Origin of the sequence: Nostoc sp. CENA543, assembly GCF_002896875.1 — a bacterium.
Classification (GTDB): domain Bacteria; phylum Cyanobacteriota; class Cyanobacteriia; order Cyanobacteriales; family Nostocaceae; genus Trichormus.
On the sequence record NZ_CP023278.1, the window covers coordinates 2,640,748 to 2,661,874 of the forward strand.

Sequence of the window (21,127 nt, forward strand, 5' to 3'; positions counted from 1 at the left end):
AATACTCGCTGTGCTGCGTCTGCTACCTGTGGACTCTCTTAGAGAAGACAGTCAATCTAAAATCTAAAATCCAAAATCTAAAATTGATTGACTTTGATCATCTATTTATTTTTCTGACCAAACCACTGCACCAATAATCTAGCGATGATGTTGATAATTAAAGTTAAGGCAAATAATATTAAGCCTAAATAACTTAATGCGCCAATGTGTAATCCTGGTTCAGCTTCAGCGAATTCATTAGCTAATACAGAGGGAATAGTATAAGCTGGGTCAAGTAAAGATAAACTAATTTGAGCCGAGTTCCCAATTACCATAGTTACGGCCATAGTTTCACCCAAGGCGCGTCCTAAAGCTAACATGGCTGCACTGACGATTCCCGAAAAACCCGCAGGTAATAACACACGAAAAATAGTTTCCCAACGAGTTCCCCCCAAAGCCATAGAGGCTGTGCGGAGTTCTTTGGGTATGGCTATTAATACATCACGGGAAATAGCTGCCATTGTGGGTAAAATCATGATGGCTAAAATCATCCCAGCAGTTAACATATTTGTCCCGATAGGGAGGTCTGATTTAAAGAATGGTATCCAACTGAAATTTGCAGATAACCATTGTTGTACAGGTTCGATGACAGGAATAAAAGTAAAAATCCCCCACAAACCTATAATCACACTAGGAATAGCAGCGATTAATTCTACTACAAATGCTAATGTAGTTTTGACGGTGATGGGGAGAAAGTTTTCACTGGTGACTAAAGCAACAGCTATACCTACGGGAAAGGCAATGAAAATCGCGATCGCACTGCTAACTAAGGTTCCATAAATATAGGGTAATGCACCAAAGATTTGATTTCCGACATCCCAATCTTTCCCCCATAAAAAACCAATACCAAATTTACCGATGGCGGGTTGAGCTTCATGGAAAATAATCCAACTCATCACAAATAGTATCGCCACCGTCAGAGCAGAAAATGTGTAGATTAGCCAAGTAAAACTCTGATTTAACCAATAATTTATCCCATCATTAGCTGTTAATTCTAAACTGGCATTAGAAACATTATTTTCAGGTTCAGATAAATTTGCCATACCAATTACAAATTCATAAATATGATTGATGTGAGAGTAGACAAATAGTCCACCCTCATTAAATAAAGAACTGACAAAAATTTAGTGTTTATTTGACAGTGCTATTGACTGTTTGTAGTACCCGATTAGCTGTACTAGAAGGAATTCTGGTGTAGTTGAGGTCATCATTGAATTGTTGACCATCTGTTAACACCCAATTAATCCATTTTTTAATCGCATCCGCTTTAGCAGCATTGGAATACTGTCTGTAAACCATCATCCAGGTCAGACCGACGATGGGATAACCTTGTCCTGGATCTCCTACAAATACGCGATAATTGTCTGGGAAACTGACAGTCGATAAAGCCGCATTTGCAGTTTGTAAAGAAGGCGCAACAAATTCTCCTCTCTTATTTTGAATCTCTGCGGATCTGAGCTTGTTAGCAACAGCATAGCTATATTCAACATACCCAATCGACCCAGGAGTACGAGCTACTAAAGCAGCTACACCTGGATTACCTTTACCTTTGAGTACATTTGGTAAAGTCCATTTAGGAGCAGTGTTAGCACCAATTCTACCTCTGAAAAAAGGGCTAATACTGCTTAAATGATTAGTGAAAATGAAAGTTGTACCACTACTGTCAGCACGGACGGCAAACTTAATTGGTTGATTTGGTAAGTTGACATTAGGGTTATCAGCTTTAATTTTTGGGTCGTTCCAATTGGTAATTTGACCGGAAAAAATTGCTGGTAATGTAGCGCGGGACAATCTCAGATTGCTAACTCCGGGAACATTATAAACAACTGAAACCGCACCACCGGCAGTGGGAACTAAGATGACACCATTTTTGACTTTAGCAATTTCATCATCTTTCATTGCAGCATCACTAGCACCAAAGTCAACAGTTCCAGCAATGGTTTGACGAATACCACCACCACTACCAATAGCTTGATAGTTGACTTTCAACTCTGGATGCTTCTTTCTCACTTCACGAGCATATCTTTCGTATAATGGAGCGGGAAAAGTTGCGCCTGCGCCGTTAAGAGTTTGAGCCTGAGCTGTGGCTGTCAAAATAGGAGTAACAGCAACAGCAGATGCTAATACTGCGGTGCTAAAAACACGCTGAAAAACGGTGGTAAAAAAAACCATATCGCCTCGTAGCTTAAGGAATACTTGGTGCTTGAATCAAAACCTTCATCAAGCTACATTTTTTGTTTTCAAATCAGGTTAAGGAATAGTAAAAGCACATTTAAAATGTGGTTAAAATAAATTAATCTATGGCAGGCTTTTTTAATAGATGAAGGAAAGTTAAAGATAGGTGATGAATTATGGCTTACTATATAGATTCTGTTATTAATTATGATGATAAATGCGTAGCAGACGTATGTTAATATTGGGGTTTGTGTCTATTGATTCAAAAAGCTCTCACAATTATGTAATGTTCAAATATATTCATTAAATTGTGAATAATGAAGTCAGATTTTGACAATTGCCAATATATTTTTAGTTAATTTCTTATTCACTAAGAACTATATAATTTTCCTCATAATCTGAATATCTATTCCTTGCGTTTTTGAAGCATATATAGTGTATGTAACTATATAATTAGCTGGATAGTTTATTACACTATAAGAGGTTAGTGATACTATTTCATTTTTGAATATGAGCCAAATGCCTGGGTGAAGTTTAAACAAGATTTAATAACTAAAATGATATATTTACATCACAATTGTGATGAATTCAGTAAATAAGATTTCTAGGAAAATTGATGAGCTAAATTGCAAAAATAAAACTGGCAGAGTCCACATCACCAGACTATCTGCCAGGAATCGACGGTATATTCTCGCCATGTTTGATCGGGGTAGTGCTTATTTATTAGGAAATAATGCCTATCCGCTACTCAGGATAACTGAAATTAATGCTGTTATGGGTTAAGGAGAGTCAACTAAATGGTTAATTTATAGTTAAAGTTTGTGCAGATATGCTGGAATATACAATAGGGTTTAAGAGAAATAAACGCCAAAACTAATAACCCCTGTTTCGTTAAAAAACAGGGGTTATTGTCTATTAAATAGAATGGAGACATCGCTATAAATCCAACTTCACACCCCGAATGGAATAATCCAATAATTCCATCGGGTGCATAAGAGTGATATTTTTCCCTTGCAATTGCAAATGCTTGGTAATTTGCAATGAACAGCCAGGGTTAGCAGAAGCAATTAATTCAGCACCAGTATTTAATAAATTCTGCACTTTTTGTTTCCCTAATTCTTCCGCAACTTCTGGCTGGAGCATATTATAAACCCCAGCACTACCACAACATAAAGCCGCATCTAATGGTTCTTTTAAATTCACACCTGGAATTTGTCTTAATAACTGTCGTGGTTGTACACTGATTTTTTGTCCATGCAATAAATGACAAGCATCTTGATAAACTAAATTCACAGGTTTATCTGTTACAGGTAACAATTTTGCTGTTAAACCGACATTACCTAAAAACTCCTGAGCATCTTTAACTTTAGCTGCAAAGTCTTGCGCTTTTTCGCGATATTCTGGATCATCTGCTAAGATGTGACCGTATTCTTTTAAAGTATGACCGCAACCAGCCGCATTGATAATAATGTAATCTACCCCAGTGTTAGCAAAACTATCAATCATCTGTCTAGCTAATGCTTTCGCCTGTGCTGTTTGTCCTTGGTGTTCTGGGAGTGCTGCACAACAACCTTGAGATTTAGGAATCACAACTTCACAGCCATTGGCAGTTAACACCCTTACAGTTGCTTCATTCACTGGTGAGAAAAACAAGCGTTGTACACATCCCAAAATTACCCCTACACGATAGCGTTTCTTACCCTGTGCAGGAATAATAGTCGGTAGATTATCTTGAAATGATTTGATAGTAATTTCTGGCAGAATTGATTCCATTGCTGCCAGGCGGGGTGATATTTTATTGAGTAAACCTGTGGCACGAACTAGTTTAGGTAAACCGAGTTTTTGATAAACAAATAAAGGGATTAATAAAATCCGTAAGATATCTGGGTTAGGGAATAAAGCAAATATTAATTGACGAATGAATTTATCTGAGAAAGTGCGGGGATAATTGCGTTCAACTTGGTGGCGAGTAGCAGAAATTAACTTGTCATACTGTACACCAGAAGGACAAGTAGAAACACAAGCAAGACAACCTAAACAAGAATCAAAATGTTGAACGGTAGCTGTATTTAAGGCAATTTCCCCTTCATTAATGGCATCCATTAAATAGATACGTCCTCTAGGGGAATCCATCTCTTTTCCTATTACCCGATAACTAGGACAAGTAGAAAGACAAAATCCACAATGCACACAACTATCAATTAACTTTGGATCAGGTGGATGATTACTATCAAAGCCTTTTAAATTTTTCAAACTAGCGACATTATTAGTAGAATCTTCTGAAACTTGCATACTTATTTTCCCCTCTCGATGTCTGTGTATATTTGTGGGTGAATGGCTTTAAATACCACCAACAAACCGACCAGGACTTAAAAGATTTTTGCTATCAAACTGTTGTTTAATCCGACGCATCAACGGCAAAGCGTTACCTGTGTATCCCCACACATCAATTTGTTGTTTGACCGCTACAGGTGCTTTAATGACGGTGAGAAAACCATGACGAGATTGACAAAGCGATCGCACTTTTAAAGCCTGAGTTTGATCTACAACCTGCACTACACCCAAACCACTGCTGAGATGAACCATTCCGATTTCTACTCCCGTCAACACCTCCACAGCCGCAGTCGGTAATATCCCTATTTTGCAGGTAATTGTTGACTCGGTGGCAGGATTATGTATTTTTTCTTGTAATCTCTGCCATAGATTGCTATCATCGGCATCGGCGTAAACTGTTCCTGTTAATCCTAGCGTTTTTCCTAACTCTAGTACCCGATGGGATTGTTCTTTCACACTTTCAGGAATACTTTGAAACCGTGCGATTAATCCCATTCCTGTACCCAAACCTAAGCTAGAGACTAATTGCATAGATAATAAATCAGCTTGGGTAGGTGTCAAAGCCGAACCGCGTAAAGTATTAGCAGCTTGCAAAATCGCTTCAGCACTACCAGTCAAAACCACCGTTCCCGACGCTTCCTGTAGAGGATAAACCCGAAAGGTCACTTGGCTAATAATTCCCAATGTCCCGTATGCGCCGGTAAACAATTTCATCAAGTCATAGCCAGCCACATTTTTGACCACCCTTCCCCCAGCTTTAGCGATTTGACCATCCGCACGGATAAAGGTAATCCCCAAAAGCTGGTCACGGACACTACCATAACGTTGTCGCAGGGAATTAGTATCAGCAGTAGCAACAATTCCGCCGATAGTTGCTGAATCAGGTTTAGAGGGGTCAAGGGCGAGAAATTGCCGTGATTGTGCCAAAATCTGTTGAAGATGCCCAAATTTCATCCCAGCTTCCACAGTGACAGTCAAATCACCTACAGCGTGTTCAATTAGTTGATTGAGGTGTTTCGTACTCACCACTACATCAACATCTTGAATTAAACCACCCCAGTTAAGTTTACTCCCACCACCACAGGGAAGAACGCGCCAGTTATGACTGTCAGCCGTGGCGATGACCTCGGCTAGTTGTGCTTGGGTTTGGGGATAGACTAGACAACTAGGAGGCTGACCACCAATCGCCTGTAGAATCTGAGGTTTATCTTCTGGGTATACGGTATTTTCTGCGCCAACAATAGATGCAAGAGTAGAAGCAATGGCTGTCATCAGTTTATTTTTGAGTCCCGACATCTCCTTCTTTGTGATGATGACACAAAATAGCCGCCCACAGAACTCTCATTTTTTCAGCACTGCTTTCAGTTTTTAGTGAAGTTGCTTCAATTACTTTGATCACTACTCTGTTTCAGCTAATGCAAATTCAACATTTTCATAAATGTCTTCAATTGCCATTTCTACATTTATCGAATGAAAAATTATATTTTTACTATCCGATTCATAGGCTCTAAATAGCCATGAATCTCCCTCAGTTTTTGTATACTGTTCAATCCCTATTTCATACTGATTGATCAAGATATATTCTTGAAATTCCACAATCGAGCGATAGTAACGAAATTTATCGGTGCGATCATAGTTTTTTGTTGATTTTGATAGTACCTCAACGATAAAGCAGGGATTTAAAATAGTATCTGGACGTTGCTCGTGAAAAACAGGCTGACCTTTAATCAAAAGTACATCTGGATATGTGTATTGTCGATATCGAGAAATCCACAATCGCAAATCACCAATGTATGGTTTAAAATCTGTTTTGCGAAGCATGAATTTCAAATAAGCATAAACATTACCAGCAATTTGATTATGGTTGATTGAGCCACCCGTCATCGGCACGATTTCTCCATCTCGGTATTCGCTGCGAAACTCCGCAACTTCCTCTTGTGCCAAGTATTCCTTTGGAGTATAGTAGCGTTGTTTAATTTGCATTTGTCACTACTCTGTTTCGCTACTAATAGGCTACCGCAAAATCTGTTTCCTGTCGGCTTTTCTTTCACCTGAAAGCTGTACTTCATCAAACCAAAAAATTCCTGACATGAGCTTGGAATGCTTTTAAACCACCCCTATTATCCCAATGCTCCTGGAAAGTCGGTAAAGCTGCCAACTCCATCACATCTCCACCCTGATATCTGAGAACCTGTGAATATCCAAACATGGTATCTGCTTTTGCTGATACAGGGAAAATATCAAAATCAATATTCCAAAGCACTTCAGCTATTCGGTAAATATCCCAATCACCTTGCCCTGTTTCGTATTCAGGTTTGTAGTCAAGAATTTTCACCAAATGAGTGACAAATCCTTGTTGTCTTAGCAAAATCAAATCGTCTTTTTTCGGTTTGCTGGCATTAGTATAATCATCTTTCCAAGCCAGTTTGAATAGATCAGAAGCCTTAAATTTTTTATAAGCCCAGTCACCATCATCGCGTTTCACATTTGTTGTCCACTTGAGATCCTGTAAATTCATGCTCAGTATTTGAGTCAACATAATATTTGATTCGCGCTTTAAGTTTAATGATATATATTATACCATAATTCTATAGATAGTCTTACGAGTATATACTTAAGAGGTAGAACTAAATCTTTAGCTTATTTCTGATATTTGTTGATATTTTTTACTCAAATAATAAGTAAATTACTTATATTTTTGTCCCTACCCTACGTGTTCTACTTTCAGAATACATAAGACAAAAATTATCTCATCAATCAGTAATTTCAAAAATATCTTTGTTTCTGAATTTGTACCTTATAACTAATAAATAAGGGTGTACGTCTGTACACCCTGAAGATGGAATGATAATTGAACAATTAGACATTGACTGTCTGTTTATTGTTAGCTGGTGCGTAATTAGTTGTACTGCTACTATCGTCAGCTTCACTAGCAAAAGCTAATGCTTCTTGACCAGTAATTAATCTTGAACCACGTTTGCGGGTGAAGTAATTCCACGCCCACTGAATCATGACTAATACTTTGCTGTCAAACTCAATTAAGAAGTAGATGTGAATGAATAGCCAGAACGCCCATGCAGAGAAGCCTGTCAATTTGAGCAAGCCTAAGTCTACAACGGCGGCATTTTTGCCAATCATCGCTAGACTACCATGATCAGTGTATTGAAATGGTTGCAGAGTTTTACCACGCAAGCGTCTTCTAATTAATTTGGCGACGTATTCACCTTCTTGAATTGCGACTGGTGCGACACCTGGGAGGGGTTGACCGTTGTAGTGGGAGAAGTTGGCTAAGTCTCCAATCACAAAAATGTTGTCGTATCCTTTAATGCTTAAGTCTGGTTCTACAATAACTCGTCCGGCGCGATCGCATTCTACCCCAGTTCGTTCTGCTAAGACTTTACCCATTGGGGAAGCTTGCACGCCTGCTGCCCATAATACAGTCTTGGCGGCAATTTCTCTAAATTGATCGCCTTGTTTGACGGTGACGATATCGTTGTCAATATTTGTCACGCGGGTTTGAGTTTGGACAATCACACCCAACTTTTGCAAAGACTCTGCTGCTTCTTGCGATAACTCTGGTGCTAAGGCTGGGAGTAGGCGATCGCCACCTTGTAATAGTACAATTCTGGTTTCTGAGGTGTCGATGTTGCGGAAGTCTTCTTGCAAAGTTTTGTAAGCTAACTCTGCGATCGCACCTGCTAATTCTACCCCTGTAGCACCACCACCTACAATCACAAATGTTAATAAAGCCCGGCGTTTTTCGGGGTCAGTTTCTTTTTCTGCGGCTTCAAAGGCTGAAAAGATGCGGCGACGTATTTCTATCGCATCTTCCATAGTTTTCAAGCCAGGCGCAACCTCTTGCCAATTATCTTTACCAAAATAGGAATGCTTCGCACCTGTGGCGACAATTAATGTATCATAAGGGACTACTTTATCATCCAAAATAACTTGTTTTGTTTCTGGATTAATATCACTTACTTCTCCCAGCAATACTTGTGTATTTTTGCATTTGCTGAGAACAGATCGTAATGGTGAGGAAATATCAGCAGGTGATAGCGTACCTGTAGCAACTTGATATAAAAGTGGTTGGAATAAGTGGAAATTACGTTTATCAATGAGAGTCACATTTACATTCACATTGGCCAGTGCTTTTGCTGCATACAGTCCACCAAAACCACCACCAACAATTACGACCTGATGTGGTTGATGATTCTCAAGTGAAGCTACCATAAGAGACTTTCCTTGTTTTGAGAACTTTGTAACTATTCTTAATGAATATGTAACAAAATTGTGATGATTGTTGCGGCTTGTTTTGAACAATTGTCAAAGTCATAAAAATGATCAATTTTACGATTTGTGAGATTTTCAGGACATTTTTACTCACCAAATACTTGATGAGTAGATTAACTAATAAAATCAAAAAGCTTATTTCACAAGATTTAGAGAAATTTGCCAGATAAATATGGTTGACAAATTAGAATTTCCTATTCTTGCTAAAGAAATTTCTTATTGAGAATACAAAAAGAAATCATCAGTTTATAAATGATGAGTAGTTACTATCAAAAATTTTAAGAAATGCAAGATTGATAGACACGCTAAAAATAATTGTGGAATAGGTATTTTGCCTATATACAGCAAAATACCTATTCCACAAATTTGAATCTAAATATGTTCCCTATTCCCTATGCCCTATGCCCCATTCCCTATTCCCAATCCCCATTTTTAGACATTAACTGGCTGTCTATTCTCTTTCGGCTGGTAATGTCCGTTACTGTTCACAGTTTTTATGTCTAGAGAAACTTCTTGACCGGTAATCAATCTAGCTCCACGATTACGAGTGATATAATTCCACACCCACTGAATCATGACTACTAACTTATTGTCAAACTCAATTAAGAAGTAGATGTGAATTAATAACCAGAACAACCATGCAAAGAAGCCTTTCAATTTCATAAAGCCTAAATCGACAACGGCGGCATTTTGGCCAATCATTGCTAGGCTACCGTGATCAGTATAATTAAAGGCTGGTAGAGTTTGACCTTTTAAACGTTTCTGCACCAATGCGGCGACATATTCACCTTCTTGTTTAGCGACAGGTGCGACACCAGGAAGGGGTTTACCGTTTTGGTGAGAGAAGTTAGCTAAGTCGCCGACGACGAAAATATTACTATGTCCCTTAATACTTAAGTCTGGTTCTACGATAACTCGTCCGGCGCGATCGCATTCTGCACCTGTGCGTTCTGCTAAGACTTTACCCATTGCAGAAGCTTTTACACCCGCCGCCCATAATACTGTCTTAGACGCGATTTCTGTAACTTGATCACCTTGTTTGACGGTAACAATATCATTTTCAATATTTGTCACCATAGTTTTTGTTTGGACTACCACACCCAACTGTTGCAAGGATGCTTCTGCTTCTTGGGATAATTCTGGTGCAAAGGGTGGAAGGACTCGATCTAAACCTTCTAAGAGGATAACTTGTGCTTCTGTGGTGTCGATAGTGCGGAAGTCTTCTTTGAGGGTTTGGTAAGCTAACTCTGCGATCGCACCCGCTAATTCTACTCCGGTAGGGCCGCCACCCACAACTACAAATGTCAGCCAAGCCTTGCGTTTTGCTGGATCTTTTTCCTTTTCTGCGGCTTCAAAGGCTGAAAAAATCCGCCGCCGCATTTCAATTGCATCTTCTACAGTCTTTAACCCTGGCGCGAATTCTTCCCAGTTATCTTTACCAAAATAGGAATGCTTCGCCCCTGTAGCCACAATTAAGGTGTCATATGGTATTTTCTCATCACCCATGATCACTTGTTGTGCTTGTGGGTCAATATCATTGACTTCTCCTAGCAGCACTTTTGTATTCTTGCTCTTCCTCAACACTGCACGTAAAGGTGAGGAAATATCAGCAGGTGATAGCGTCCCGGTGGCGACTTGGTAAAGTAGTGGCTGAAATAGGTGAAAGTTACGTTTATCAATGAGGGTAACTTCTACCTTAGCTTTCTTCAGTGCTTTTGCCGCGTACAATCCACCAAAACCACCGCCAACAATCACAACTTGATGGGGTGGGTTGTTGTCAAGTGCATCTACCATAAGAAACATTTCCTTGTGTTACGGACGCTGTAACTATTCTTTACAAATTTGTATCAAAAATGTCACAAAATTTTCTGTTCAGCTTGCACATATGAAAAATTTGTTAAAGTGACTAAAGTTACACTTTAATTCTTTTTCAGTATTTTCAACTATGTTATCTGAATAAACTTAAGGTTTTATGCAGGCGTTTTACTCAAGTAGTGTTTCTAAGTTTCATTACTGGTATTGAGTATCTATATTGACAAGACTAACAGTCTGAACTACATTAAGGTATGTAACTATTGTAGTTTACATAAATTAAACTTGCCAGTAAATCACAAATCTCAAGGCATTAATTAACACAAATATTTTCTATATTTTTTGACCCGATCGACCTAATAAGTTATTGACGAACGGAAAAGATTAAGGTTTACTAAAAATAACGAGCGTTCGATATAAAAACTATGCCTAAAGTTGTTGATCATGAACAATACCGCAAAGAAATGCTCTGCAAGTGTTTTGATTTATTTGCCAGCAAAAGCTATGGTTCGATCACCATGAGGGAAATTGCACAAGGTTTAAACGTATCCACCGGTACGCTGTATCACTACTTTCCTAGTAAGCAGGCTTTATTTGAGCAATTAGTAGAGGAAATCAGCCAGCAAGATGTAATTGCAGCCTTAGCGGAAATGAGTGGTGTAGCAACCATAGAAGAAGCGATGAGTGCTTTGGGCAGATATTTAGTCAAAAATGAAGATTACTTTATTAAATGGACATATATTTGGGTTGATTTTTGTCAGCACCAAGACATTAATGAAGTACGAAACAATAATGTATTTAAGCGGGCTAATAGAAACTATAAACAAGCAGTTTGTGAATTATTAAATATACAAGATCCAGCGATAGTATCTTTTGTTTTGAGCTTGGTAAATGGCTTAATTTTAGAAAAATTGTGGTGTAATGAAACGATTGATTTCGTTGAGCAGTGTAATCTGCTAGGTAAAATGATTACTGCCTACTTAGATCAGCAAGAAGGTGTCAGAAAGAGGGAAAAAGAGGTTTCACAACGGAATTAAAAGATTTTTCTCTGCGTAAGATATTCCATATTCGTGATACTTGGTGACGGAAAAATCAACAGCAAAATTAATTTTCTACCAGAGGGGATATGAGTCAAAAAATACTATTAAAACCAGGTAATCAAAAATTAATTACATTAGTAATAGCAGCTACGGCTGTAACTACAGGTATTCTGGTGTATGCAGGTTCTCAGTTTGGTCAAATAGGAAAAACAGTAGCAACAGATAGCACAGTCCCAACAGAACAAAGCACACCTAAAATTACAGCACTCGGCAGACTAGAACCCGAAACAGAAGTCATTAAACTATCCGCACCTTTAGTATTAGATGGCGATCGCATTGCCGAAATCAGAGTAGAAGAGGGAGATAAAGTCCAAGCAGGACAAGTTATCGCCGTATTAGATTCCCATGCACGTTTAAAAACAGCAGTATTGCAAGCAGAAAAACAAGTCAGAGTCGCCCAAGCCAAACTCAATCAAGTCAAAGCTGGGGCAAAAAGCGGTGATATTCTGGCACAAAAAGCCAGTGTTGAACGCCTACAAGCCCAATCGCTGGGAGACATTATAGAACAAAGAGAAAGCATCGCTCGAATAGAGGCACAATGGCAAGGAGACAGAATTGCCCAAGTAGCCACAATCAGAAAACTAGAAGCAGAATTAAATAACGCTAGCGCAGAATATCAGCGTTATCAACAGCTATATTCCGAAGGCGCAATTTCCAGTTCAGCCTTTGATAGTAAACGCTTAAGTTTAGAAACCGCCAAACAGCAACTAGACGAAGCAAAAGCAGTGCTGAATCGGATTAACGCCACCGCCAGCAAACAACTATCCGAAGCCACAGTTGCACTCAACCGCATTAACGCCACCAGTAGAAAACAAGTCAGCGAAGCCCAAGCCACATTAACCAGCATTGCCGAAGTGCGTCCAGTAGATGTGCAAGCAGCACAAGCAGAAGTAGAAGATGCGATCGCTGCACTCAGACGCGCCGTCACAGAACTAGAAGCAGCTTATATTACAGCCCCAATGGCTGGTCAAATTCTCAAAATTCATAACCGAGTCGGTGAAAAAATCGGCGATAACGGCATTGCAGACTTAGCCCAAACCGCCCAAATGATTACAGTTGCAGAAGTTTATCAATCTGATATTGGCAAAATCAAACTAGGACAACCCGCAACCATCACCGGACAAGCCTTCACCGGAGAGCTACGCGGCGAAGTCTCTCACATTGGCTTACAAGTCAACCGCCAAAACGTCTTTAGCAATCAACCAGGAGAAAACCTAGACAGCCGAGTTGTAGAAGTCAAAATTCGTCTGACTCCAGAAGACAGTAAAAAAGTTGCAGGTTTAACTAACTTGCAAGTACAGACAGCGATTGAGTTGTAAGGAGTGCTGAGTAATGAGTAATGAGTAATGAGTGTTTCGTAATCAATTCTTTAATTTTGAATTTTGAATTTTGAATTGATAAGTCCCCAATCCCCAACCCCCAATATGAAAATGTTGCGTAAAACGCCGCTTGCTTGGCGGCAATTAATGAAAGAAAAAACGCGCCTGGCGATCGCAGTGGCGGGTATTACCTTTGCTGATATGTTGATGTTTATTCAGTTGGGATTTGAAAGCGCGCTGTTTGATGCGGCTGTGCAACCCCACCGGAATTTACAGGCTGATTTGGTGTTAATTAATCCCCAATTTCAAACCTTATTTTCCGTCAAGAGTTTTTCTAGAGAGAGACTGTATCAAGCACTAGGTTATGAAGGCGTACAATCAGTTAGTCCTTTGTATATTAGTACAGGACAATGGCGGAATCCCGAAACGCGACAAGATAGGGCTATTTTAGTTTGGGGGATTGATCCAGCGACATCCGCGTTTAAGTTTCCTGAAGTCAACAACAACCTGAATGCACTCAAACCGTTAAATCAGGTTTTATTTGATCAAGCAGGTCGTCCAGAATACGGTGCAGTTGGCGATATCTTCAAAAAAACAGGTAATTTTCAGACAGAACTCAATAACGTAGCCATCGATGTCAAAGGTGTATTTAGTAATGGTGCATCCTTTGCGGCTGATGGTAATGTCATCGCTAGTGATTCCACATTTTTAAGAATATTTCCCGAACGGAAAGCCGACAGGATAGAAGTAGGGTTAATTACCTTAAAACCTGGTGCAGATCCTGAAAAAGTGCGATCGCAACTAGCCGCAGGTTTACCCAATGATGTCAAAGTTCTAACACCAGAAGGTTTTGCCCAAACGGAAAAACAATACTGGGCTACAGGTACAGGGATTGGGTTTATTTTCGGCTTGGGTGTGGGAGTCGGCTTTATTGTCGGGATTGTGATTGTGTATCAGATTCTTTATTCAGATGTATCTGACCACTTACCCGAATACGCCACCTTGAAAGCGATGGGTTATACAGACCGCTACTTACTCTTTGCTTTATTACAAGAGGCATTATTATTAGCTGTTTTTGGATATCTTCCTGCCTATTTGCTCTCCTTTGGACTATATCAAATCACCTTTGCGGCAACCATGTTACCCATTGCCATGAAATTGGATCGAGCAATTAATGTATTTATTCTCACCATTATCATGTGTAGTGTTTCGGGTGCGATCGCCATGCGGAAATTACGTTCTGCTGACCCAGCAGATGTGTTTTAAGTCAATAGTCAACAGTCAATAGTCAATAGTTACCCAAAAAATATGTTGCAAGAAATTACACCAGTAGTTGCTGATTCTGTATCATCTATTTCTGAACCGGTGATTGCTGTACAGAACCTCAATCACTACTTTGGGTCAAGCGGACTGCGTAAACAAGTATTATTTGACATTAACTTAGAGATCCAAGCAGGGGAAATTGTTATTATGACAGGCCCTTCCGGTTCAGGTAAAACTACCCTTTTAACCTTAATGGGTGGCTTGCGTTCAGCACAGGAAGGGAGTTTGAAAATTTTAGGACAGGAAATCTGCGGTGCTAGTAAAAACCAGCTGACTAAATTACGCCGTCAGATTGGATATATATTCCAGGCGCATAACTTGATGACATTTTTAACAGCGAAAGAAAACGTCAGAATGTCCTTGGAACTGCACGATGAGTATTTAAATGATGATACCAACGCCAAAGCGATCGCCATGTTAGAAACCGTTGGCTTAGGCGAACGTGTCAATTACTATCCAGAAAGTCTATCTGGTGGACAAAAACAACGAGTAGCGATCGCCCGTGCTTTAGTCAGTCATCCTAAAATTGTCTTAGCAGATGAACCTACAGCCGCACTTGATAAAAAATCTGGGCGTGATGTTGTAGAACTCATGCAGAAACTAGCCAAAGAACAAGGCTGTACAATTTTGCTGGTGACTCACGATAACCGTATTTTAGATATTGCTGACCGCATTATCTATATGGAAGATGGTCAACTCAAAAGTGATGATGTAGATATTAATGCCAAGATGCACTAAGTAGAAATTTGTCAATAAATAAAAAGTTGATAAGATGATCTCAGTCTTCTTATCAACAAAAATGATGAAATTTTATGGCTAATAATTATTCCTCAATTTCAATCAATTTTTGTCTAGAAGTTAACCCAGACTTAATTCTAATATGAGATTTGGGTACATCAAATTTTTCCGCTAGCAGTTTAATTAATTCCTCATTAGCTTTACCGTCTACTGGTGGTGATTTTAAATATACGGTTAGACTACCATCAGCTTGCTCTTCAATTTTTTGCTGTTTGGAGTTGGGTTTAACTTTCACCTTTTTTTGCATAACCTAATTTGTGTAATTATTTTAGCCATAGCTAACCTAGAATACAACCAAAAAAATCCCATCCCTACCACAATGAATAGAGACAGGATGATTAATTTTGATTGTGTGCGCTTATAAAACATTTTCTCAAGGCTAGAGATTATGCACGATTTTAGCCTTGCATTTTAAAAAGTTGGAATGAAGATTTGAAATCTGCTCTGTTTCCTATTATGGATATCTTCTACTACCAGCACCAACTACACCGATTTTGTGGCGATAGGAAAGTTCTGCACCAAACCAACCGGAAATACTAGTAAGAGTACCAACAATTAGAGAAATTATTAGTCCCCAAGGTAAGATTCTGCCATCAATATCCCCTAATCGTAAGAGGAAATTAACTGCACTTAAGGCTAGAAGCGAAACATTAAGAATCAAATGCGCCCAACCTGCTTGACGTTTACGGACGCGTTCAATTTGCAAAAAGTCGCTTAAACCAATAATAGCTGCGATTACACCGCTAGCTAACCCCAAGCCAATTAACCAAAAAGAAGCCCTCGCCCAAAAGAAATCACGAGTTAGCCAATAGCCGAAATCAGTTCCTAAAGCTAGGGCTAAAAAGGCGATGGGAAAAATCACACTCAGAGGATGTAGAGGGTGTCCCGCGATCGCAACTGTACTTGGTACACCTGTATCACGATATTCGCGATCGTCACTTTCGATGACTGGGGGAATATTGGGAAATGGTGTAGAAGCCGATGAAGTTGTAGAAGTGGTTTCTCTGGTTTCCATAATATTTAATCCTAGTTTTCTGCAAAGGGAATTTGTTCTACGTCCGCTTCAGCTTGCAAAGTCAATTTACCTGTGTCTACTTCTAGTTGTTTAACTCGCAAACTCATGCCTTCTAAATCAAAGTTACTCAAGTTCAAAATTTCGCTAGTTTGTGCGATCAAAGCTTGAGTTAATTCTGGTGAAATTTCTTCACCTTCCCCATAGGTGACATTCTCTAGACTTACAGTTGTACCATTAGCATTAACACGCGGTACGGCTGTAAATGCGACTTGGTGAGTTTCGCCATTTTCTACTAATAAAATGCTGGCATTAAGTGCCACCTTCCCTTCACCTGGGAGGCGGAATTCCACCGTTTGAGGTTCAATAGTCTGAAGGCTGTTATTGATATTTATTTTCTGACTTTGAATCTGCTCACGAACATAATCAGAGTTAAAAGCGCGGTTGATATCTACTTCTGTTAATACCACCCTCGCCTTACCTGCTGTGGGTTTTGTCAGTTCAATTTTGCCAAAAGCTGCGCTTAAAGGATTAATAGCCACGCTTTTAATTTCCATTTCCATGACCTCCATTCGCAGGTCTTTTTGCATGACTAAACCTTCACCTGCAATATTGACAGATTCTACCTCGCCTTGTATGAGCTTTAAGGGGTCAGTTTTAATATTTACATCTAAATTTTCTACTTCATCTAATTGGCTAGATAAACCAATTTCTGCTGCTTTATTTAAAGCCTGCTCTCCTATCCCAGAACCCTCTACCATTATCAATGAAGCTCCGTTTTAAATGGCTTTGTTCCATCCTTGAGACAATTTAATTAATAAATATGCAGATTTTATCTATCTAGCGACAGACAAAATCATAAATAACTATATATCTGTTAGTGGAAATTTAACAGTGTAGAAATTCCAACATTGATTTCTACCTTGAGTTATGAAGCTAATAGTTCAAAAGAAAGAGGAATACCAGATTTAAATGTGTCAATTTGAGATTAGTAATCATACGAATAACCTTTGAGGAGAACTCAAAATGGTATCAACTTTAGATGATACAAAACGTAATGCTATAGCTGCTAAATTGGCAGACATGAAATTAATTCAACAATTGCTCATCGATAATGAGCAATTATTTTTGAGAGAATCTACTGATAACGAAATCAGCGATCGCTTCCGCACTATGCTAGATGACGATCGCAAAAATTTGGGGATTCTAGAAACTGTAAATGTGCAGTATGGTATCCAACAAGAGCCACGCAACACAGTTAGCGAAATGGTAGACAAGCTGCGCCAATTAATGCAAGGCTCTAAATTAAGCTTCTACGAAAAAGTATTCCAACATGAATTGTTGAAACACCAACAAGTCATGAGTGGTTTACTAATTCACAAAGCAGCACAAAAAGTTGGTGCGGATGTCATGGCTGCAATTGGGCCTCTGAACACCGTTAACTTTGAAAACCGCGCTCACCAAGAACAACTCAAAGGTGTTTTAGAAATTCTAGGAGTGCGTGAACTCACCGGACAAGAAGTTGATCAAGGTATTTGGGGACGCGTCCAAGATGCGATGGCGGCTTTAACCGGTGCTGTAGGTAGTGCTGTTACCCAAGGTTCTGATAAACAGGATATGAATATCCAGGATGTCTTACGTTTAGACCACAATAAAGTTAATATCCTGTTCACCGAAATCCAACAAAGCAACGACGCTCAAAAGATTCAAGAGTATTTTGGGCAAATTTACAAGGATTTAACTGCTCACGCTGAAGCTGAAGAAGAAGTTGTATATCCCAGAGTCCGTGCCTTCTACGGTGAAAGCGATACTCAAGAACTGTATGATGAGCAAGCAGAAATGAAGCGGATGTTAGAGCAAATCAAAGCTCTGAGTCCCTCTAGCTCGGAATTTAAAGATAGAGTTAGACAGTTAGCAGACATCGTGATGGATCACGTTCGTCAAGAAGAAAACACCATGTTTGCAGCTATTCGTAACAATCTCAGTTCTGACCAAAGTGAGCAGTTAGCGACACAATTTAAAGCTGCTAAAGCCAAAATTCAAGAAAGATTAGGTGGTCAAACCAGTCGTGCAGGTGTTTAATACATTCGTGCTAGTGTCCTAATTACTAATTCGTAATTAATTACGAATTATGGTGACAGGCTTTCTGGATATATCCTACAGCCAAGAGCTAGGCGGACAAAACCACTTTGAAGGCGGAATTTTCAAGATTGTCTTTACACGGTAGTAGTCCGCCACACAAATTATTACGTGTCATAGATACCCGACTTTTTTAAAAAAGTTGGGTATCTGAACATCCGCAATCTATCAAAATTGATTTGGTGCAGTAGTAAGTCCCCTTGCGGGGAAGAGGTGGTGTTTAACTTACCAAATAGTTGGCTCCCTAACTCAGAAGATGGAGGTTTCCGTCCCCTTGCGGGGAAAAGGTGGTGTTTAACTCTAGCAGCTTATGAGAGAAACCTACATAAACGTTTCCGTCCCCTTGCGGGGAAAAGGTGGTGTTTAACTATTCAGAAGTATCATTATCATAAAAGTTATCAGAGAGGACAGTTTCCGTCCCCTTGCGGGGAAAAGGTGGTGTTTAACTAGATACTTCAATCTGGATAATCTAATGGGTGAGTATACAGGGTTTCCGTCCCCTTGCGGGGAAAAGGTGGTGTTTAACTAAGATTCCTAATTTCTCTTTGCAGAGTTACTAATTTTGAGTGTTTCCGTCCCCTTGCGGGGAAAAGGTGGTGTTTAACCTTGAGTAGTGGTGTAGTAAAGCCTGGAGTTAACTTAAATAAGTTTCCGTCCCCTTGCGGGGAAAAGGTGGTGTTTAACCTTCTGATAAGAATGGTCAATACTACCTTAACCAGGTAGTTTCCGTCCCCTTGCGGGGAAAAGGTGGTGTTTAACCCTACCATGTGGAAACTATTGATATATTTAGTTTTCAAGGTTCAGTTGCGCCGAGGTACGGAGACAGAGGTGTAACCTACAGGATCAGTATAAAATCTCGAAAGCTTTTTTCGTTAAAAATTAGCTTTAGGAATAATTTAAACGAAAAACTTCCAGGAGTCAAGGCGAAAAAACAAACTTTTCTTTTATTTACACAACTTTACTCATCCTTACTTCTTATAAATCCGCGCGACAAACTTACAGCCAAATTTACATTCCGTTACAAACCGCTAAACACTATTAAAATCATCAACTCCAGCCAGTAAAACCCGACTAAAAAGCACTCAACGAACTTTACAAAAGTCAATAATCCTGAGTAATGAGTAATGAGTAATGTGAATTAGGAAAATCTTCTATATCCAAAAAATAGCTTATGCTTGGAGCTAATGAGACTCGGTAGGGGCGGGTTCAGCGAGATCATCGTTAATTGTTTATGATATTTGATTAACCCGCCCCTACAAATGTCTACTTTCCCCGCTTCCCCTGCTTCCCCTGCTTTCCCAGTCTGACAGGTGTAGGTATTTTACAAACGTGGCTGAAATGGGGTTTTTCCGTTAGTTGAAAACTCAAATTTTAGTCTTTGATTTTTTACCTAAGAACGAAATTTCGTTATTTGAACCACGTTTAGAACTCTGTCTGAGAGTGTCCACTCATACCCACATCAAAAACCTACACCTGTCAGGCTTTCCCAGTCCCCAATCCCCAATCCCCTAAAAAAACTGAACCTTATCCACCTTCTCCCAAGGTAAATCTAGATCATCTCTACCTACATGACCATAAGCTGCTAACTTGCGATAAAATCCACCTTTCATCAAAGACGGTAAATGTCTTAAATTAAACTGTTTCAGAATACCTGCTAACCGGAAATCAAAATACTGTTCTAATAAAGTCGTAATTTCATCATCAGATATCTTACCAGTACCAAAAGTTTCTACTTGCACACTCACAGGACGAGAAAGCCCAATAGAATAACTCAGTTGTACTTCACATTCATCAGCTAAATTCGCCGCGACTACATTTTTAGCAGCATAACGCGCTGCATAAGCTCCCACTCTATCGATTCTAATGGGGTCTTTACCACTTAATGCAGAACCGCTATGTTTAGAATATTCACCATAGGTATCGATCGCGTTTTTTCTACCTGTTAAACCAGAATGTACCGCCGGGCCACCAGTGATAAATGCACCGTCGGGGTTAATAAAAATTCTGGTGTTTGCATCGGGTTTAATATCTTCCTGTTCAAAAACCGGCACGATGACATTTTCTCGAATATCATCTCGTAATTGTTGAATATCAGGTTTACTACGTTTATTTTGACTGGCAATAACTGTAATACTATGAATTCTGTAGGGACGACGATTTTTATATTCGACTCCCACTTGGGTTTTACCATCAGGAGTGAGATAATCTAAGATATTTTTATTTCTCACTTCAGTCATTTTCCTGGCTAGTTTATGGGCTAACCATATAGGTAAAGGCATGAGTGTTGGTGTTTGATTACAAGCAAAACCAAACACTGTGGCTTGGCTAGTGACAGTAATTTTTTCTATCTCTTCATCTGATAATTTATGTTCATCAAATAAGTGATATTGGTCAGGTGGTAATTCAGTTAAACTCGTCAAAACACTACAGGTTTTACCGTTAAATTCCTTGTGGGTATAACCGACTTGATCAATAACTTGTCTGGCTATATTAGTAAAATCTACATTCGCATTTGGTTCAAATCTAGCAGCCAAAAACACAATTCCTGTAGCCACAGCGCATTCTGTAATGACTCTGGAATAAGGGTCTTGTTGTAAAAAACGATCTACGATCGCATCGCTAATTTGATCACACAGTTTATCAGGATGCCCCTCGGTCACTGATTCTGACGTAAACATGAAATCTTTTTTCATAATTCACCTGCTTTTGGGAATTGGGGACTGGGGACTGGGGACTGGGCATAGGGAATTAGATCAGAAACTCTACCTTGTCTACCTTTCCCCCTG

The 21,127-nt window shown here is 39.4% G+C and carries 18 protein-coding genes and 1 CRISPR repeat array; of the genes, 6 read left to right on the plus strand and 12 right to left on the minus strand.

Annotated elements, in window-relative coordinates:
* Positions 1 to 101 precede the first annotated feature (101 nt).
* The gene (gene pstC / locus CLI64_RS10925; RefSeq protein WP_103137248.1) at positions 102 to 1,082 is read right to left on the minus strand and encodes a phosphate ABC transporter permease subunit PstC; all 981 of its coding nucleotides are present in this window, start codon (positions 1,080 to 1,082) and stop codon (positions 102 to 104) included.
* A gap of 88 nt (positions 1,083 to 1,170) precedes the next feature.
* Positions 1,171 to 2,211, minus strand: a complete 1,041-nt coding sequence (gene pstS / locus CLI64_RS10930; RefSeq protein ID WP_103137249.1) for a phosphate ABC transporter substrate-binding protein PstS — start codon at positions 2,209 to 2,211, stop codon at positions 1,171 to 1,173.
* A 585-nt stretch (positions 2,212 to 2,796) separates the two neighbouring features.
* Between pstS and CLI64_RS30740 the strand changes: the two genes are divergently transcribed.
* Positions 2,797 to 2,997 carry a hypothetical protein gene (locus CLI64_RS30740; protein WP_157943234.1) on the plus strand — a complete coding sequence of 67 codons (201 nt, stop codon included), beginning with the start codon at positions 2,797 to 2,799 and terminating at the stop codon, positions 2,995 to 2,997.
* A 153-nt stretch (positions 2,998 to 3,150) separates the two neighbouring features.
* Here the strand turns inward: CLI64_RS30740 and CLI64_RS10935 are convergent, their stop codons facing one another.
* From CLI64_RS10935 to CLI64_RS10960, 6 genes are all read right to left on the minus strand, one after another.
* A complete protein-coding gene (locus CLI64_RS10935; protein ID WP_103137250.1) occupies positions 3,151 to 4,506 on the minus strand; it encodes a (Fe-S)-binding protein in 1,356 nt (451 codons plus the stop codon).
* A 48-nt stretch (positions 4,507 to 4,554) separates the two neighbouring features.
* Entirely contained in the window at positions 4,555 to 5,820 is a 1,266-nt protein-coding gene (locus CLI64_RS10940; RefSeq protein ID WP_192881735.1) for an FAD-binding oxidoreductase, read from the minus strand.
* A 126-nt stretch (positions 5,821 to 5,946) separates the two neighbouring features.
* A complete protein-coding gene (locus CLI64_RS10945; RefSeq protein WP_103137252.1) occupies positions 5,947 to 6,531 on the minus strand; it encodes a Uma2 family endonuclease in 585 nt (194 codons plus the stop codon).
* An 85-nt stretch (positions 6,532 to 6,616) separates the two neighbouring features.
* Entirely contained in the window at positions 6,617 to 7,033 is a 417-nt protein-coding gene (locus CLI64_RS10950; RefSeq protein WP_225977562.1) for a hypothetical protein, read from the minus strand.
* Between the two features lie 374 nt (positions 7,034 to 7,407).
* Positions 7,408 to 8,778, minus strand: a complete 1,371-nt coding sequence (locus CLI64_RS10955) for an NAD(P)/FAD-dependent oxidoreductase (protein WP_103137253.1) — start codon at positions 8,776 to 8,778, stop codon at positions 7,408 to 7,410.
* A gap of 492 nt (positions 8,779 to 9,270) precedes the next feature.
* A complete protein-coding gene (locus CLI64_RS10960; protein WP_103137254.1) occupies positions 9,271 to 10,632 on the minus strand; it encodes an NAD(P)/FAD-dependent oxidoreductase in 1,362 nt (453 codons plus the stop codon).
* A 443-nt stretch (positions 10,633 to 11,075) separates the two neighbouring features.
* Between CLI64_RS10960 and CLI64_RS10965 the strand changes: the two genes are divergently transcribed.
* The 4 genes from CLI64_RS10965 to CLI64_RS10980 all read left to right on the plus strand — a co-directional run bounded on the left by CLI64_RS10965 (position 11,076) and on the right by CLI64_RS10980 (position 15,130).
* Positions 11,076 to 11,687 carry a TetR/AcrR family transcriptional regulator gene (locus CLI64_RS10965; RefSeq protein WP_103137255.1) on the plus strand — a complete coding sequence of 204 codons (612 nt, stop codon included), beginning with the start codon at positions 11,076 to 11,078 and terminating at the stop codon, positions 11,685 to 11,687.
* A gap of 89 nt (positions 11,688 to 11,776) precedes the next feature.
* Positions 11,777 to 13,069, plus strand: a complete 1,293-nt coding sequence (locus tag CLI64_RS10970) for an ABC exporter membrane fusion protein (RefSeq protein WP_103137256.1) — start codon at positions 11,777 to 11,779, stop codon at positions 13,067 to 13,069.
* Between the two features lie 105 nt (positions 13,070 to 13,174).
* Complete coding sequence (devC, locus tag CLI64_RS10975; protein WP_103137257.1) at positions 13,175 to 14,335, plus strand: ABC transporter permease DevC; 1,161 nt, start codon at positions 13,175 to 13,177, stop codon at positions 14,333 to 14,335.
* A 42-nt stretch (positions 14,336 to 14,377) separates the two neighbouring features.
* On the plus strand, positions 14,378 to 15,130 hold the full coding sequence (locus CLI64_RS10980; RefSeq protein WP_103137258.1) for a DevA family ABC transporter ATP-binding protein: 753 nt from the start codon (positions 14,378 to 14,380) through the stop codon (positions 15,128 to 15,130).
* 85 nt (positions 15,131 to 15,215) lie between these two features.
* Here CLI64_RS10980 and CLI64_RS10985 read toward each other — a convergent pair whose 3' ends face one another.
* From CLI64_RS10985 to CLI64_RS10995, 3 genes are all read right to left on the minus strand, one after another.
* Positions 15,216 to 15,437: a DUF167 domain-containing protein gene (locus CLI64_RS10985; RefSeq protein ID WP_103137259.1), complete on the minus strand. Its 222-nt coding sequence runs from the start codon at positions 15,435 to 15,437 to the stop codon at positions 15,216 to 15,218.
* Between the two features lie 207 nt (positions 15,438 to 15,644).
* Positions 15,645 to 16,205 carry a DUF2231 domain-containing protein gene (locus CLI64_RS10990; protein ID WP_103137260.1) on the minus strand — a complete coding sequence of 187 codons (561 nt, stop codon included), beginning with the start codon at positions 16,203 to 16,205 and terminating at the stop codon, positions 15,645 to 15,647.
* 11 nt (positions 16,206 to 16,216) lie between these two features.
* The gene (locus CLI64_RS10995) at positions 16,217 to 16,963 is read right to left on the minus strand and encodes a DUF2993 domain-containing protein (protein WP_103137261.1); all 747 of its coding nucleotides are present in this window, start codon (positions 16,961 to 16,963) and stop codon (positions 16,217 to 16,219) included.
* A gap of 265 nt (positions 16,964 to 17,228) precedes the next feature.
* Here CLI64_RS10995 and CLI64_RS11000 point away from each other — a divergent pair, with 265 nt between their 5' ends.
* Positions 17,229 to 18,284 (plus strand): hemerythrin domain-containing protein, encoded by a 1,056-nt coding sequence (locus CLI64_RS11000; protein ID WP_103137262.1) that lies wholly within the window; start codon positions 17,229 to 17,231, stop codon positions 18,282 to 18,284.
* Between the two features lie 245 nt (positions 18,285 to 18,529).
* A CRISPR array of direct repeats spans positions 18,530 to 19,100; the repeat unit is 37 nt; unit sequence GTTTCCGTCCCCTTGCGGGGAAAAGGTGGTGTTTAAC.
* Positions 19,101 to 19,849: 749 nt separating this feature from the next.
* On the opposite strand, the gene metK is transcribed toward CLI64_RS11000, so the two are convergent.
* Complete coding sequence (gene metK / locus CLI64_RS11005; RefSeq protein WP_103137263.1) at positions 19,850 to 21,034, minus strand: methionine adenosyltransferase; 1,185 nt, start codon at positions 21,032 to 21,034, stop codon at positions 19,850 to 19,852.
* Positions 21,035 to 21,127: the final 93 nt, after the last annotated feature.

Coding starts and splice junctions, on each gene's coding strand:
- CLI64_RS10990 (WP_103137260.1), bottom strand. CDS start 16,205: ATGGAAACCAGAGAAACCACTTCTACAACTTCATCGGCTTCTACACCA.
- CLI64_RS30740 (WP_157943234.1), top strand. CDS start 2,797: ATGAATTCAGTAAATAAGATTTCTAGGAAAATTGATGAGCTAAATTGC.
- pstC (WP_103137248.1), bottom strand. CDS start 1,082: ATGGCAAATTTATCTGAACCTGAAAATAATGTTTCTAATGCCAGTTTA.
- CLI64_RS10935 (WP_103137250.1), bottom strand. CDS start 4,506: ATGCAAGTTTCAGAAGATTCTACTAATAATGTCGCTAGTTTGAAAAAT.
- CLI64_RS10980 (WP_103137258.1), top strand. CDS start 14,378: ATGTTGCAAGAAATTACACCAGTAGTTGCTGATTCTGTATCATCTATT.
- CLI64_RS10970 (WP_103137256.1), top strand. CDS start 11,777: ATGAGTCAAAAAATACTATTAAAACCAGGTAATCAAAAATTAATTACA.
- pstS (WP_103137249.1), bottom strand. CDS start 2,211: ATGGTTTTTTTTACCACCGTTTTTCAGCGTGTTTTTAGCACCGCAGTA.
- CLI64_RS10965 (WP_103137255.1), top strand. CDS start 11,076: ATGCCTAAAGTTGTTGATCATGAACAATACCGCAAAGAAATGCTCTGC.
- CLI64_RS10995 (WP_103137261.1), bottom strand. CDS start 16,963: ATGGTAGAGGGTTCTGGGATAGGAGAGCAGGCTTTAAATAAAGCAGCA.
- CLI64_RS10955 (WP_103137253.1), bottom strand. CDS start 8,778: ATGGTAGCTTCACTTGAGAATCATCAACCACATCAGGTCGTAATTGTT.
- CLI64_RS11000 (WP_103137262.1), top strand. CDS start 17,229: ATGGTATCAACTTTAGATGATACAAAACGTAATGCTATAGCTGCTAAA.
- metK (WP_103137263.1), bottom strand. CDS start 21,034: ATGAAAAAAGATTTCATGTTTACGTCAGAATCAGTGACCGAGGGGCAT.
- CLI64_RS10960 (WP_103137254.1), bottom strand. CDS start 10,632: ATGGTAGATGCACTTGACAACAACCCACCCCATCAAGTTGTGATTGTT.
- CLI64_RS10985 (WP_103137259.1), bottom strand. CDS start 15,437: ATGCAAAAAAAGGTGAAAGTTAAACCCAACTCCAAACAGCAAAAAATT.
- CLI64_RS10945 (WP_103137252.1), bottom strand. CDS start 6,531: ATGCAAATTAAACAACGCTACTATACTCCAAAGGAATACTTGGCACAA.
- devC (WP_103137257.1), top strand. CDS start 13,175: ATGAAAATGTTGCGTAAAACGCCGCTTGCTTGGCGGCAATTAATGAAA.
- CLI64_RS10940 (WP_192881735.1), bottom strand. CDS start 5,820: ATGACAGCCATTGCTTCTACTCTTGCATCTATTGTTGGCGCAGAAAAT.